This window comes from Actinomyces oris (assembly GCF_001929375.1).
In the GTDB taxonomy this organism is placed as follows: Bacteria; Actinomycetota; Actinomycetes; order Actinomycetales; family Actinomycetaceae; genus Actinomyces; species Actinomyces oris_B.
In genome coordinates this window covers 1-14,829 of record NZ_MSGO01000032.1, presented here as the reverse complement: position 1 = coordinate 14,829, position 14,829 = coordinate 1, and the positions used below count along the sequence as shown (strand labels likewise).

The 14,829-nt window shown below is 66.9% G+C and carries 11 protein-coding genes and 1 pseudogene; 8 read left to right on the top strand and 4 right to left on the bottom strand.

Features of this window, described 5'->3' with window-relative positions:
* Positions 1-345 precede the first annotated feature (345 nt).
* The 3 genes from BKH32_RS14730 to BKH32_RS07230 all read left to right on the top strand — a co-directional run bounded on the left by BKH32_RS14730 (position 346) and on the right by BKH32_RS07230 (position 2,109).
* Positions 346-921: an alpha/beta hydrolase gene (locus BKH32_RS14730; RefSeq protein ID WP_430383792.1), complete on the top strand. Its 576-nt coding sequence runs from the start codon at positions 346-348 to the stop codon at positions 919-921.
* Entirely contained in the window at positions 918-1,157 is a 240-nt protein-coding gene (locus BKH32_RS14725; protein ID WP_430383791.1) for a hypothetical protein, read from the top strand. Before BKH32_RS14730 ends, BKH32_RS14725 begins: the two co-directional genes overlap by 4 nt.
* 217 nt (positions 1,158-1,374) lie before the next feature.
* Positions 1,375-2,109 carry a response regulator gene (locus tag BKH32_RS07230; protein WP_075249314.1) on the top strand — a complete coding sequence of 245 codons (735 nt, stop codon included), beginning with the start codon at positions 1,375-1,377 and terminating at the stop codon, positions 2,107-2,109.
* Between the two features lie 208 nt (positions 2,110-2,317).
* Here BKH32_RS07230 and pulA read toward each other — a convergent pair whose 3' ends face one another.
* On the bottom strand, positions 2,318-5,230 hold the full coding sequence (gene pulA, locus BKH32_RS07225; RefSeq protein ID WP_075249313.1) for a pullulanase-type alpha-1,6-glucosidase: 2,913 nt from the start codon (positions 5,228-5,230) through the stop codon (positions 2,318-2,320).
* A gap of 1,015 nt (positions 5,231-6,245) precedes the next feature.
* Between pulA and BKH32_RS07220 the strand changes: the two genes are divergently transcribed.
* On the top strand, positions 6,246-7,676 hold the full coding sequence (locus BKH32_RS07220; protein ID WP_143222760.1) for a hypothetical protein: 1,431 nt from the start codon (positions 6,246-6,248) through the stop codon (positions 7,674-7,676).
* Between the two features lie 81 nt (positions 7,677-7,757).
* On the opposite strand, the pseudogene BKH32_RS14720 reads toward BKH32_RS07220, so the two are convergent.
* Together BKH32_RS14720 and BKH32_RS14425 are read right to left on the bottom strand one after the other, a co-directional pair.
* A pseudogene (locus BKH32_RS14720) lies at positions 7,758-8,175 on the bottom strand (hypothetical protein); the annotation flags it as partial.
* A 50-nt stretch (positions 8,176-8,225) separates the two neighbouring features.
* Complete coding sequence (locus BKH32_RS14425; RefSeq protein ID WP_075249312.1) at positions 8,226-8,510, bottom strand: hypothetical protein; 285 nt, start codon at positions 8,508-8,510, stop codon at positions 8,226-8,228.
* 554 nt (positions 8,511-9,064) lie between these two features.
* Between BKH32_RS14425 and BKH32_RS07200 the strand changes: the two genes are divergently transcribed.
* The 4 genes from BKH32_RS07200 (at position 9,065) to BKH32_RS07185 (ending at position 14,458) form a co-directional block, all read left to right on the top strand.
* The gene (locus BKH32_RS07200; RefSeq protein WP_075249310.1) at positions 9,065-10,273 is read left to right on the top strand and encodes a hypothetical protein; all 1,209 of its coding nucleotides are present in this window, start codon (positions 9,065-9,067) and stop codon (positions 10,271-10,273) included.
* Between the two features lie 1,506 nt (positions 10,274-11,779).
* Positions 11,780-12,256, top strand: a complete 477-nt coding sequence (locus tag BKH32_RS07195; protein ID WP_075249309.1) for a hypothetical protein — start codon at positions 11,780-11,782, stop codon at positions 12,254-12,256.
* Positions 12,253-13,020, top strand: coding sequence for a hypothetical protein (locus tag BKH32_RS07190; protein ID WP_075249308.1), 768 nt, complete (start codon positions 12,253-12,255; stop codon positions 13,018-13,020). Before BKH32_RS07195 ends, BKH32_RS07190 begins: the two co-directional genes overlap by 4 nt.
* A gap of 85 nt (positions 13,021-13,105) precedes the next feature.
* Positions 13,106-14,458, top strand: coding sequence for a replication-associated recombination protein A (locus BKH32_RS07185; protein ID WP_075249307.1), 1,353 nt, complete (start codon positions 13,106-13,108; stop codon positions 14,456-14,458).
* A 29-nt stretch (positions 14,459-14,487) separates the two neighbouring features.
* Here the strand turns inward: BKH32_RS07185 and BKH32_RS13920 are convergent, their stop codons facing one another.
* Positions 14,488-14,664, bottom strand: coding sequence for a hypothetical protein (locus BKH32_RS13920; protein WP_178384577.1), 177 nt, complete (start codon positions 14,662-14,664; stop codon positions 14,488-14,490).
* Between the last annotated feature and the right edge of the window lie 165 nt (positions 14,665-14,829).

Genomic DNA, 14,829 nt, shown 5'->3' with positions numbered 1-14,829 from the left:
GTCTATCTGTTGACGCCATCGTGTTGGAGAGCTGAGGCCGTATTGCCTTCCGCTTCGCCTCTCGGAACTCCAGTCCCACCGGCACGTGTGACCGAGCGGCCTTCGGGCGGTTCGTGCGCAACCTGCGCGCCCTGCTCGACGCCTGAGGTTCCAGGGGCGGCCGCGATAAGGGGTGTTATTGACCTTCCGGTTATAGTATGGTGTGAATCAGGTCTCACGGGTGAGCGCCGATGGAGACGCCGCCGTGAGGCCCTGTCTCAAGGGGCGGCCGGTGTCCGTCGGCCGACCGAGCTCAGGGGCGGCGCCGTCGTCGCCGGATCGGCCCCGGCCCAGGCCGCCCTCACGGTGGCCGAGCACGAGGACCACGGCCGCATCCAGTACTACAAGCTGACTACGCCGTCGGTCGGCCGGCTGCCGCGCGTCAACGTGCTGCTGCCCGACGGCTACGACACCTCGCGCCGCTACCCGGTGCTCTTCCTGCTGCACGACGGCGGCGAGAACTACTCGACCTTCGACACGAAGTACGACATCCGCAACCACACCGCAGGGCGCAGCCTCATCGTCGTCATGCCCGACGGCGGAGCGGCCGGCTGGTACTGCGACCCCGAGTCCTCCAACGTGGGGACGCGCAACTGGGAGACCTTCCACATCAAGGAGCTCATCCCCCGGGTCGATGCCACCTTCGCCACCACCGGACAGCCCTCCGGCCGCGCGATCTCCGGCTTCTCGATGGGCGGCTTCGGGGCCCTGAAGTACGCCGCGAAGTACCCCGAGCTCTTCGGGTCGGTGTCCAACCACTCGGGGCCGGCCGACCTGCGTATCCAGGACGGCGCGGTCGTCCACTGGGCGAACTTCACCGCCGGAGCCACCGACCTCAAGGGCGCACCATCTACGGGATTCCGTGGGACCAGGCGCGGGTGAGCGCCGACAACCCGGTCGAGCACGTGGAGAGCTACCGCGGCAAGCGCATCTTCCTGGTGTCCGGCACCGAGAGCGACCGCTACGCGAGCATCGTCCTGCCCAGCCAGCAGAGCTTCGAGAAAGCGCTCGACGGCGCCGGCATCGGCTACGAGCACACAGGTGCCCACATCGTGCGCTGGGGCCGCATCCAGCAGGACATCGACTCCCTGCTCAACCACTTCGCCAAGGTCGGGTGAGAGGTGGGCGCCGCGGAGTCGGTCGGGTCGGCCGGTCAGCGGACTCCGCCGAGGCGGCGGGTGGAGTTGCTCCCTGCCTGCCCAGAGCGAGAACCAATCACTCTGATATGGCGAACCTCGCAGGGCGCCGTCGACACTTCGCCAGGACAAAACCGCTCCAGTCGAACCTGAAGGGCGGATACTTCCGGTGAGTTGCCGTCAAGAAGGGGAGGCGCCTGTGATCCGCCTGGGTCTGGCTGACGACGAGCCGCTGTTCACCATGGGACTGGCCACACTGCTGGGGGCGCAGCCGGATATGGAGATCATCTGGCGGGCCGCCGACGGCAAGCACGCGCTCGCGCGCAACGCCGCCGACCCGGCCGACGTCCTCCTCCTCGACGTGCGGATGCCGGGCCTGAGCGGCCCGGCCGCCACCGGCGAGCTCATGGCCCGCGGCGCGGCTGGGAGAGTCGTCATCCTGACCACCTCCGACACCGACGACTCCGTCATGGACGCCATCGAGGCCGGTGCCTCCGGCCTCCTGCTCAAAAGCACTCCGCCCCAGGAGCTTATCGCTGCGATCCGTGCCGTTCACGACGGGAGCTCCGTCATCTCCCCGGGGTCCACGCGCCGGCTGCTCGCCGCCACGCACGCCGAGTCGGTCAGCGGTGCGCGCGCCGGAGCAGGCACCGGGCGGCACCGCGCCGAGGAACCACTCGAGGCGGTCCGGGGCGCCGAGGCCTCCCGGCAGGTTGCGGGCCTCACCCGGCGTGAGCGCGAGATTCTGGCGCTCATCGCTTTGGGGCTGAGCGACCAGGAGATCTGCGACCGGAAGTGGCTGTCCATGCCCACGGTCAAGACCCACGTGAGCCGCCTGCTGTCCACAACCGGCCGCCGCGACCGGGTCCACCTCGTGCTGCTGGCCCTGCGCGGCGGCGTCATCGACTCCGCCGACCTCCTGGGTGGGGACTGAACCACGCGGCCCCCAGTTGGAACCGGTCGTCTCGTGTCACTGTGGGCGACTTTTAGAGCTGATCTGCTCCTCGGTCCTCCGCGGCTCGTGAGCATATGCCCAGGTCAGGACGGTTTGCTGGTCGCAGCAGAGCGGTGAGGGCCGGGGAATAGTCGCCAAAAGTGACATTTTCCCCGATGGTGAGCCACGCTCGGGCGCAGTTGCTGTCTCAGCGGCTCTGGGGCTGCACCAGGACGGCCACGGTGCGCGCCGGCACTGAGATCGTCCCGCTGGCGCGGTCGAAGCCGGTACAGCGCACCACCTCATCGGCACCCTCGGCCTGAATGGGGGAGAGGCGGAAGTCCCGGCCCACCAGCTCGGGCAGCGGCTGAGTGAGAGTCTGACCCGAGGCGTTGAAAACCACCAGGACGGCGTCGAGCTCGGGGTCCACGTCGCACCCGCCCCGGGTGTCGTCGATGAGCATGACGATCACCCCCGCCGGTGCCCCGAAGCCCGACCCCGGGAAGCTCAGCTTGTCCTGGATGAGACGGGCCGAGCCCAGGCTGAACAGCGGCGTTGAGGCGCGCAGTCGCAGCAGATCCAGAGCCTGGGAGCGGGCCGCCGCGATCTCCTCGGGCGAGGGCCGCAGCCAGTCGTCCTGCAGCAGCGGCCCCTGGATGCCCCAGGAGCCCTCGTTGCGGCTGGCCGGCGGCAGGCCCCGCCCGAAACCATTGGACTGCCCCGTGAAGTCGATGGCGTTGAACCAGTCCCCGGAGTTATAGGAGTCCCGGTCCAGGGACTTGCTGCGCAGCAGCTCGGTGCCCGCGCTCCAGAAGGCCGGCGACTGCGCCAGCGCCACCGTGGCCAGGCACACCGTGTTCATCCGCACCCGCTCGGCCACCGGCATGCCCTGGGGCAGCTTGTAAGCCAGCAGGTCGTAGAGCGTCTCGTTGTCGTGGGCGTCAACGTAGTTGACGTTCTCCTGGGGGTGGGAGGCGAAGGCCGCCGGCGCCCCGTTGTGGATGAGGTCGATCCCGCGGCGCACCGACCCGTCCGAGATCGTCATGACATAGTCCTTGAGGTTGCCCACCAGGCCTAAGCGCACCAGGTCTGTGCGGTGCGCCAGGTCGGCCGACTGCTCATTCCAGCCGCGGTGGTCCAGGCCGCTGGGCTGAGTGAGCAGGCCGGTGCCGAAGCCCTGGAAGACGCGGTGGTCGGGGTCGAAGGCGCTCCCGCCGTGGACGGCGTCGCGCAGGCGGTCGTTGAAGGTGCCGATCCCGGTGCCGTCGAGCTGACCCTGGGTGGCCTGCACGAACAGGGCGTTGCCCGCGACCTCCCCGAAGTTCCAGCCCTCCCCGTACAGGTAGATGGAGCGGCCGTCGACGCCGTCGGCCTCCAGCGTCAGCTCGTCCAGGGCCGCCCGCACGCGCTCCATGACGGCGCGTGGGTGGTGGCCCATGAGGTCGAAGCGGAAGCCGTCGACCCGGTACCAGCGCGCCCAGCGCACCACCGAGTCGACCATGAGGCGCTCGCACAGGGAGTTCTCGGTGGCCGTGTTGGCGCAGCAGGTCGAGTTCGTCACCCGCCCGACGGCGTCGAGGCGGTGGTAGTAGCCCGGCACCACCCGGTCCAGGACGCTGCGCGGGTCCTGCCCGCAGGCGGCCGTGTGGTTGTAGACCTGGTCGAGGACCACCTGGAGGCCCAGGTCGTGCAGGGCCCCCACCATCTCGCGGAACTCGACGACGCGCGCCCCGCCGTCCTGGTGGCCCTCGGTCGCGTAGGAGCCCTCGGGGGCGCCCCAGTGGAGCGGGTCGTAGCCCCAGTTGTAGGCGTCGTCGTCGGCCACCTCCGCGATGGCCGCCTGCTGGTCGGCCGAGGCCGGGTGCGCGCCGGCGGGGATGTTCGGGGCGCGCTGGGAGCCGCGGTGCTCGGGGATGGTGGCGATGTCGAAGGTGGGCAGCAGGTGGATCGTGTTCATGCCGGCTCGGGCCAGCTCGGCCAGGTGGCGCACGCCCGCGGAGCCCGCCACCGTGAAGGCCCGGTAGGTGCCGCGCAGCTCGGGCGGGACGGTGCCGTCGGCGGCGGAGAAGTCCCGCAGGTGGAGCTCGTAGATGCTGCGGGCCGAGTCGTTGCGGACCGCTGGCGCCCGGGTGGTGGCCCACTGCTCGGGCGCCAGGCGCGGGTCGGCCAGGTCGACGGCGACCGAGCGGGTCGAGTCCGTCGTCAGCGCCGTCGAGTAGGGGTCGGTGACGACGTTGGTCTCCACGCGCCGAGTGGAGGGCACGTAGACCCGCACCTCCCACAGGTACTGGCAGCCGGCAGTGATGGGAGCGCCGGGCCGGCTCGGGCCGGGGGTGCTTGCGGCGACGTTGGCCGGCTGGTCGGGGCGGTTGGCGACGACCCAGCGGCCGTCGTCCGAACGGATGGCTGGGGTGCGTCGCGGCGGGCCAGGGACCTCGGGCACTGAGCCCAGCGGGTCGCCGGTCTCCCAGGTCAGGAGGGTGACCGCCTGGGCGGTGGGTGCCCACAGGGCGAAGGAGGGGAGCCCGCCGGTGAAGGTGACGCCGAGCTCGGCGCGGGTGGCGGCCTCGGCGTAGAGGTGGTCCAGGATGATGGCGGTCTGCACCCCGGTGAAGGCGTCGAGGCGGGCGCCGCTGACGTCGGCGGCCTCGGTGGGGTCCGGCACTCCGACGTACTGGGCGATGGCGACCTGGCCGGTCAGGGCGGAGGCGACGGCAGCGTCGTCGAGCAGGGGTGTGCCGGCGGCGTCGGTCGCGCTCAGGGCGATGTAGCCCTCCAGGTGGGGGTGCGTGGCGAGGACCTCGCCGGGCAGGTTACCGACGATGCGCAGGGGTGTGACGGTTGGGGCGGGCATGCCCTCTGCGCCCAGGATCTGGCCGTGAATGGCTGCGGCACCGCCGTCGGGGGCCGTGATGAGACGCAGGGCGAGGCCGGAGCCGGGGAGGGGGTCGCCGGCGTTGGTGACGACGACTCCGCGGTCCATCCCCCGGGGCAGCAGCGACAGCGGCCACGCCAGGATGGTGGGGGTGACCCAGTAGGCGCGCTGCTCCTCACTGCCGGCCACGGGTGGGAGGGCCGCGGCGGTGTCGAGTGTGCAGGTGAGCGTGTAGGTGAAGGTCATGGTGGTGTCCTTCCGAACGGAGGCGCCGTGGTGGGGCGCCGCCGGTCCTGCCGGTCGTGTCGCGTGCGGCTCCGTGGGGGGCGGACGTGGGGCCGCGCACCTCGTAGTCTCTCCTGGGGGGCGGGGCCCTGTCAGCCCGTTGGCGGGAATTGTCCTGCCCGGCCTGCGGAGCGTGGTCCGCAGGCGGTCCGCGTGTGGGACGTCCCGGCAGGTCAAGGTGGCCGCACTCCCCATTGTTGAATCCTCGTGCGGGTCTGACACTCATCCCATGAGTAATGATGCGACGCCGACGCTCGGCGGCTTCGGAAGCGGCCCGTCCGAAGTCTCGGTGGATCAACGTGGCTACCCGACGGTCAACGGTGTTGCTGGTGCCGGATGGAGGCGGCCGTCCCCGGTCGCAGGTGCTCAGGGGAGCTCGCGTCGCCGGCGGGTGGTCTTCAGCCTTCTGGCCGGAGTGCGTCTGGCGGCAGGGGGCGCGGCTCTCATCCTGCTGGGTTGGGGGATCGCGGAGGCGCTGCGTTCACCGCTGCCGGTGCCGTTGATCAGTACCGGGTGGGGCGCCGTGCAGATACTTCTATTAGTTCTGTATTCTCTCTGGACCATGAGCCGGGCACAGCCTTCCTCCCGGTGGCCGGCCGGTCTCATCATCGGGTACACCATCGGTGGATTGGGCGCCGCCTCTTTTCTGCTCCTCCTTAGCGGTGGGAGGACCCTCGACATGATCGGACGGTCGGGTGCGATCGTCCCCGAGTACATTGGCCGGCTAGCAGTTGGGTGGGTCTGCCTGGTTCTCGCCCTCTTGAGCCATCAGGTCCTGCGCGTCTACCGGACGGCTGTGCCGCCTCAGGCGGCGCAGGGAGCGGCGACTTCGTGGGGCGGCGCCTCGACGTCGGATAGTGCTGCCCTTGCGTACGGGAGGATTATCGGCTCGTCGTCGGCATCCTCGCAGCAACCGCAGTACGTTCAGCAAGCGACTGCTGCGGCCCGGAAGCCTGTTGGACAGAGCGTGCGGGACATGGGGGCGAGCCTCATCTGTATCGCCGTGGTCACCGTGATTGCGGTGACGGTCCCCGGCCTCATCAGCAGCTCCTACGATCATTTTGTTCGTGTCACGACCAGTGCGGCCGCCGACCGTGACGGTTTTCCGACAGTCGAGGAAATGGCGTCCGCGACCGCCAGCAAGGGGAAGATCGACGCCGATCCTATGTGGACCGCTGCCTTTGATGACAGCACTGTTCATGAGGTTCTCGCCGGGGTGCGCGGCGCCGTCGTCGTCACCAGGAACGGCGTCTACGGGCTGGACTCCTCAACCGGAAAGGTGACGTGGAGCTTTGCCACGGCCGAGTCGAATGGCCGCTTGTATCGCGGAAATACCGACCTTCTCAAGGGGGCGAGTGTCTATGGTGGGCGGCCCGCCTTCACCTCACCTAATGGTGCCTGGCTCGCCTACGCCTTCGACGTCTCGCCCTCCGCCATCTCCAGTAAGTCCGGCGAGAACATCACCCGCGTGGTGGTCCTGAGCACGGATACGGGCCGGGTCGCTCTTGATACCCAGGTGACCGGGGCGACTCCCGCGGTGCAGCTGACCGATTCGAAGACCGTCATCAACCGCAAGGTCTACGACACCGCCGACGGACGCGAGCTCACGCCGCTCGACGAGGAGAAGGCGGCGATTCCGGGACCCGGTGGGCACTCCTCCGTGGTCGTCCGGGACAAGCGGGAGGACTCGCAGTTTCAGCGCCCTGTCATAGACCTCGAGGCTCTACCTAATGCTGGGGACAGCAGTGGCTCTTATCTCTCCTCCCGGACAATCAGGGCTCAGGTGATCGCCGGGCAACCCGTCAATGCCGGTGGCTGGATTGTCAACGCCGCTAAGGACGGGACGGTGGAGAACATCGACAGTGGAGGGACCGTGTCTCTCAAGGGGGAGGACAAGCCCGACAACTGGGCTCTGGTCGCGATCCAGGCCAGTGCCCAGGCCGTGTCCGCCTGGACCGTCCAGGACGAGGTCGAGGGGAAGGCCAAAGAATTCGGCCACCCGCTGGTGCTCAATGTCTTCGACACCCGCTCGGGAAAGGTAACAGCTGTCGATCCTGCAGGGACTTATCGCACCATTGAACAGGATGGTGACCGCAGTTCAAGCTCTCCGTACTCGGGCGCAGTGGACACCCCTGTCTTCTCGGCGCGCGTGGATGACGAGAACCACCACAGCTTCTCCGACCAGCTCGTGGTGCCGCAGAACGAGGCGGCCCGCCAGGACGCCGAGCAGGATCGCGGCGCCACCGACTCCGGTGGTCGCGAGCCCGCGTGGGTCAGCGTCTCGTTGCCCCGGTTCTGGGTGACCACCGACCCGGTGGCGCTGTGTCCGGGCGGAGTCATCGTTTCTGGTGACTCCCACTCGAGTGCAAGTGCGGTGGTCACGGGCAGAAAGGCCCCTCAGCGGTAACGCCTCGAAGCGGACCATCGGGTGGAATCGAGGCTGTCGGCAGGACGGGAACGACTGCGGCGGGCCTGAGTTGCACAGTTTTTAGTGCCCTGTTGGGATGTTGAGGGCGGTGAGGATGTCTTCGGCTTCGGGGGTCAGGGGATCGGCGGCTGTGAGGTGGTGGCCGTCGAGGGTGATGGTGACGTCCTGGAAGTGGCGGGATACGGCCAGGGAGGCCTCATCCAGGGTGGCGTCACCGGCGTGGACGGCGGGCAAAACGAGTGTCCTTAGGATGCTTCTCGCCGGCGATGACGGCCCGGGCCCGGTTGGCCTGAGCTGTGAGGGTCTGGTTGTCGTGGGCCGCTCGCTTCTTGGAGTAGGCCCACACCGCTGGCCACGAGCCCGGATGGGTGACCGGCTCCCACAGCGGCTCATGACGCCTGCTGACGTCGCGCTCGCTCCTGGAACCCCTTCTAGGGGTGACGGTGTCGATCAGCTGCCCATCGGCGGGGGCTTGACCGCCTCGCTCAGCCCCAGGCGGGTGTAGACCGTCTTGATGGCCTCGATCAATCAGCCCGACCTGCGGGAGATGATCGCCGGCCTTCGCACCGCACCACCGTCACCCGGCTCATGACTGGGCGCCTGGCCGCCACCGTCGAGTGCGGGCCCCAGGTCCAGGACCTGCTGGCCCGCCAGAAGCCTCTGGTGTCCCAGGTGCATCAGCGCGGCCGGTTCAGCCTCGTCATGAGCTGAACCCAGGTGCTCAACGATGTGGCGTACACCGTTGTCCTTGGCCACGACCTGGACGGCCGTGGCTCCCGAGGCGGTTTTGACCTTACGCAAGTACGGATTCACCCACCAGATTCTACCGCCGCGTTAGTGCTCCACAACAACCGCCCCACCCCACCATTCCAACGAAAAACCCCGCTCTGAAACACAAACCAACCCAAGCTGTGCAACTCAGGTATGACTGCCGACACATTGGTCTCGATGAGGTCACGACCGGCCGGTAGTATCACGCCGTTTCGTATGTTTGGTGCGTCAGCGCCTTCGATGCGTGGGTGTGCCGTGCCAGTACTGCAGGAGGTTGCTCGATGGCGGGTGCGTTGAAGTGGGATGCCGACTCGGCGTCGTCGGTGGTGTCCGACCTGAACTCCGCGAACTCGGAGGTCAGCGGTAAGAGTGTGGGGGCACCATCCGGGTGCGGCTGGTCGAAGTCGGCGGCAACACCGGTGGTGTCGGAGCTTCAGTCGACTTTGTCCGATCTGCAGCGGACTCTGCCTGAGTTGTCGAAGAACATGTCAGCGGCAGATGCGTCGATACGGCAGACCGACAAGGACAGCGCCAGCAGCACCCCGAAGTCCTCGTAAACCTCCCTCACCAGTTCCCAAAGAAAGTGACGTGAAGCAATGCCGATTGATACGCATCTGGACGCGACGCCAGCGGATATCACTGCCTCTGCGTTGAACGTGGGCAAGGTGAAGACTGCTGTGGATGAGGCCGAGATCGATGTGTCGAGAGCCAATCGCACCATGCAGTCCGGTGAGCTTGAAGGGGAAACCGCTAAGCAGGTCAAGAAAGCTGTGGGGTTGAAGCTGCAGCAGTGCCGGACCTTGTCCTCGAGCCTGGCGAGCTACAAGACCGCCTTGGAGAACTTTGCCTCGGGGCTGACAACGGTTAAATCCGACCTGGCTGGGGTTCGGGAGAAGGCGACTGCCGGTGGGTTGACTGTTGAGGGGGAGAAGGTGATGGAGCCTCAAGCGCCGCCGCCGCTTCCGGAGAATAACCCCGTCGAGAGGGACAAGGACCGGCAGACTCATCAGACGCTGGTTGACAACTACAACACCAAGAAGGCCCTGTACGATTCACTGTCCACCGAGACCAGTGATATCCGCATCAAGGAGACCGAGACACGCGACGCTTTTGCTAGTGCGTGCTCCGCGGTCATTGACAACCCGGTGTGGAAGGAGCTCAAGGGTGCGCTCCTCCCGGACACATCTGCGGGCGGAGGTGTTGCCGTAGGAAAGACGGCGATCTGGGCGAACAGCATGGTGCAGCGTGCGGCGACGCTGGCCGAGGGGGCCGGACTCAAGGCCACCAATGCCGTGGTCAAGCACCCCATGAGGGATAAGCCCCACAAGTGGGTGACGTCCCACGACCCCAGGCGAGGTACGCCCAAGGGCATGAAGCCCCGCTGGGTGAGAAATGATCGCCATCTCAGCAACTGGGAGGTCCCCAAGGGCAAGAGCGGGACCTGGGGAGGCAAGACTGTCGCCGCTGCGAGGAAGGCGGCGCCCTACCTGGAAAAGGTCGACAGGGGCTTCGTGGCGGTCGATTTCGCTGTCAGCGCCTACGAGCAGTGGGATAAGGACTCCCACAACCCGTCACTGAGTGAGGGGAAGAAGGTTGCACGTGCAACAATGACTGGAGCTGCTTCGGCAGTGGGAGGATACGCGGGGGCAAAGGCCGGCGCTGCTATTGGTGCATCGATTGGTGTGGCCGGTGGACCCGTTGGAGTTGCGGTCGGAGGGGTTGTCGGAGGTATTGCGGGAGGTATAGTGGGATCTGCTGCTGGAAAGTATATTGGTGGTTTAGTTAATGACTTTTTTTGGAAGTAGTAGTTCACGAAGGGTGAGTTTTCGATTGTGTGGTTGTGTTTGTTATGACTGGAGTGTGGATGGGGGTGATTGCCCTCGTTATCGGCGTAGTCTCGTTGGTGAACTGGTGGTTTGTCATGTTCTCTGACTGTTGGTATGCCGAATTTCAACGGGAGCTTTCAAAAGCCTGGTTTAACCTTGGGCGCAACACTGAATCGCTGATAACTCCAGCTGCTGGAATGATGATGCTGGTCGGGGGTTGTCTTGCGATACTGGATGAGCTTTTCCCTGAGAATCGTGGGGCTCTCAAGTTTCTGGCAGCTGTATGTGTGCTCTGTTTAGGTGTCGCTGCTCTGGGTTTGATTCCGTTTCGGTGGCCGGGGCCGATGTATCCGGAGTGGCAGCTGGAGAGGCGTCGTCGTCGGGCGGAGGAGGCTGCTCGGGGCGGCTGGGAGCATGAGGCCGGCGGTGTAGTTCCGCGAGGTCGGCACGCCGCACCCCCAGAGACGGTAACCGACGCAGGTGGTCAGTACGGTCAGTACGCGGGCGATGCCGGCGGCGAAGACCCGTTGAGGTCTACTGACTCCCTGCCGATGCGGGCCCGCTCTCCGCGTGACGAGGATAGCGGTGGCGGTCTGCGCGGCGGAGAGAACGTCTGATTCAAACACTCCGATAGGTAGTGGGGTGATGAGTATGCTGTGGTCAGCATGAGGTGTGGAATGCTTGGTTCTGGTGGAGTGAGGTGACTGTCTGGTGAGTTCTTCTCATATGTATGGAGCCATTGGGTCTCTTGCTTTGGGCGGCCTCACGTTGGTGAACTGGGGGTTCGTGATGTTTTCCGACCATTGGTATGGAGATCTTCTGCGGGGAATTTCGAAAAGTTGGTTTAATCTTGGTAGAAATACTGAGTCGGTAATATCGCCGGCCGCCGGCTTGTTGTTTATCTCGGCTGGAACATGCCTGCTGTTGTTTCCCTATGGGCCTGCGGCTGGGGTTTGTGACGATATTCTTGTCTCAATATCGTTCATCTGTGTAGTAATTCTGATTCTTGGAGGCTTATTCACAGGGCTAGCCGACACTGGCATCTGCGCAGGTCACAGCACCTTCGACAGATGTGTGAATAACCTTCTTGGTATGTTTCCGTTTCGGTTGCCGGGGCCGATGTATCCGGAGTGGCAGCTGGAGAGGCGTCGTCGTCGGGCGCAGGAGGCCGCTCGGGCCGGCTGGGAGCGTGAGGCCGGCGGTGTTGTGTCGCGGGGTCGGCATGCCGCACCCCCAGAGACAGTAAACGGTGCGGGTTGTCGGTACGGTCAGTACGCGGGCGACGCCGGCGGCGAGGACCCGCTAAGGTCCGGCGACTCCCTGCCGATGCGGGCCCACCTCTTGCATCCCGACGACAACACCGGTGACCCGCAGTAGTGCGGAGAACTCGTGCAGATACTGCCCGGGTGTGTGTGCTAGGCATGGTGGTGATCTGCCGGAGTGGGCGAACCGCGCCGTGCAACGGCTGGGAGGGAGTCGGGAAGCGTGAGTGAAACAGTGCGTGTTCAGCTGGCGCCGGGGTGGCAGCCGATGGCCGCGGATGAGCTGCCTGCGGGGTTGTTGCGGGGTACGCAGGACACGGTGCGCTACATCGCGGCGGCTGTGCCCCAGACCCGCGCCTACGCGCCGAACCTGGTGGTGGTGCGTACGCCCTTGGGTGTGGATGAGGACCCCGGCGCTGTGCTGGTGGGCTCGGGGCGGGCGATCGTGGACGCCATTGCCGGTGTGCGGATGATTGATGAGTGCCCGGCCGAGCACCTGCGTGAAGGCGGCCGGCTGCGCAGCGGCATCTACATCCTCGATGAGACGGCTCTGACCTTCATGCAGCTGGCCTGGATCCAACAGACCCTCAGTGAGGGCGCCTGTTTGTGGACGGCGACCTTCACCTGCGCCACGCGAGAGTTCGGCGCCCACTTCGGTCACATGTATGAGATGAGCCAGTCCCTGGAGGTTGTGGCATGAGCTCCTTCGACGCTGAGCGTGGTGTGATGATCCTGGAGCCGGAGCAGTGGGACGTCCTTCAGAGGATGGTAACTGGCCCCATTGCTGACCGTGCGAACTATGCCGAGGGGGCCCTGGCGGGGCTGGAGGACATCGGCGTCATCGACCCTTACGGGCCGACGCTGGCGGCCTCGGAGGTCCTGGCCGGCCTGATGGCCGCCGACGCCCGCTACAGCCTGCGGCGGATGGACCCCAAGGACCCGGTGCCGGTGCGGGACATCGTCTTCTGGCTGAGCTCGCCGCGGTGCACCGTTGAGCGCTACGACGCTGATGGTGTCCACGTCTATGGCTGTGATGACGTCGAGGTGGCGCATATCGCCCTGGCCAACGACAATCTCTACCCCCGCCCCATGATCGATGACGGCCCCGACGACATCTACGACACCCTGGCCGCTGCGGTACGCCTGGCAGATGTCCAGGCCGCTGAGGCCAACATGCACACCATCGGTTATGGCGGGCCGAGGGCCTCTCAGTTCGTGCGGGACGCTCGAGACGGGCGGTGGACGATCGTGCTTCACAGTCGGGAGGACCGGGACCGGGATCAGGGCTTCGTCCTGACCGATCAGCTGATGACCCTGGGGGTGAGCGCCATGGTCTACGTCATCGAGGAGGACGATTCTCCCGTTGGTGATCCCAACGGCCCCAGCCGGGGCATCCCCCTGATCCCCGTGTCCGCCACCGAGGTATGGGGGCACCTGTCGTCATGGATGTGGGCCACCAGCTGAACCAGCCCCCGATCGGTCAGGGGCCGGTTGTCCCTGACGCAAGCGGCCGGAACTGATGTCGCCTCCGGGGCCTACGCTCGGAGGCATGGCTCGCCGTACGCCCGAACCCGACTCGCCCTCGCTGTTCGACGACGCCGGTCCCAACGGCTCCGGCCTCATCGACGACCCGGCCCGCCCACTGGCCGACCGGCTGCGGCCGCGGGTGCTCGACGACGTCGTCGGCCAGGACCAGCTGCTCGCCGCTGACGCCCCACTGGGCCGCATGGTCGCCTCCGGCCGCCTGTCCTCGATCATCCTGTGGGGCCCGCCGGGCTGCGGCAAGACGACGATCGCCCGGCTCCTGGCAGACCGCACCGGCCTGGTCTTCGAGCAGGTCTCGGCGACCTTCTCCGGGGTGGCCGACCTGCGCAAGGTCTTCGCCGCCGCGGCCCGCCGCCGCGAGATCGGGCAGGGCACGCTCCTGTTCGTCGACGAGATCCACCGCTTCAACCGTGCCCAGCAGGACTCCTTCCTGCCCTACGTCGAGGACGGGACGGTCGTCCTGGTCGGTGCGACCACCGAGAACCCGAGCTTCGAGCTGAACGGCGCCCTCCTGTCGCGCTGCCAGGTCATGGTCCTGCGCCGCCTGGACGAGGCCGCCCTGACCGAGCTGCTGGCGCGCGCCGAGTCTCTGACGGGCCGGGCCCTCACCCTGACCGGGGAGGCCCGCACCGCCCTGCTGTCCATGGCCGACGGCGACGGCCGCTACCTGCTGGGCATGGTCGAGCAGATCCTCGCCGCCCAGGACACGAGCGGCGAGGGGCCTCTCGACGTCGAGGGGCTGCGCGCCGTCGTCGCCTCCCGGGCTCCCCTGTACGACAAGTCCCGCGAGGAGCACTACAACCTCATCTCCGCCCTGCACAAGTCGATGCGCGGCTCCGACCCGGACGCCGCCCTGTACTGGCTGGCGCGCATGCTGGGCGGGGGCGAGGACCCGCTCTATGTGGCCCGGCGTCTGGTGCGATTCGCCAGCGAGGACGTCGGCATGGCCGACCCGGCCGCCCTTCAGATGACGCTGGCGGCCTGGGACGCCTACGAGCGCCTGGGCTCACCCGAGGGGGAGCTCGCCATCGCGCAGGCGGTCGTCTACCTGGCCACCGCGCCCAAGTCCATCGCCGTCTACCGCGGTTACGGGCGGGCGGCGCGCCTGGCCCGCGAAACCGGCTCGCTCATGCCTCCGGCCCACATCCTCAACGCCCCCACACGGCTCATGAGGGAGCTCGGCTACGGCGAGGGCTACGAGTACGACCCGGACACGGCCGACGGCTTCTCCGGCGCGGACTACCTGCCCGACGGCGTCGAACGGCAGCCCCTCTACGAGCCGACCGCCAACGGCCACGAGCGCCGCATCCGTGAGCGGCTGGAGTACTGGCAGGGTCTGCGGGCGCGTAAACGCTGATCACTGAGCTCAGTCGTCCAGCGGTTCGTTCAGCAGGGGTCCCACTTTCGACACCAGTGCAGGTCTGGGTTGAGGTTGATGTTGACCTCGATGGTCCAGCCGCCGGACTTCTGGTCTGGGAGAAGGGGTGGTGGGTTGACGGCGAGGAGGGTGACGGTGCCCAGGCCGTCGATGTGGACGCTCTCACCCAGGTGCAGCTCGTACACGGTCGGCTTCCCTCCCGTGGGGGTCCAGTGCACCGAGGCGATCCACTGATGGCGCTCGGAGCGCAGACTGTCATACTCCAGCGTTCCCGTTCTGGTCTGTGGGGGAGGGAGTGAACTAGCAAGGGGGACTGTCTCACCCCCCTCTACCCCAGCCGGCAGAGAAAC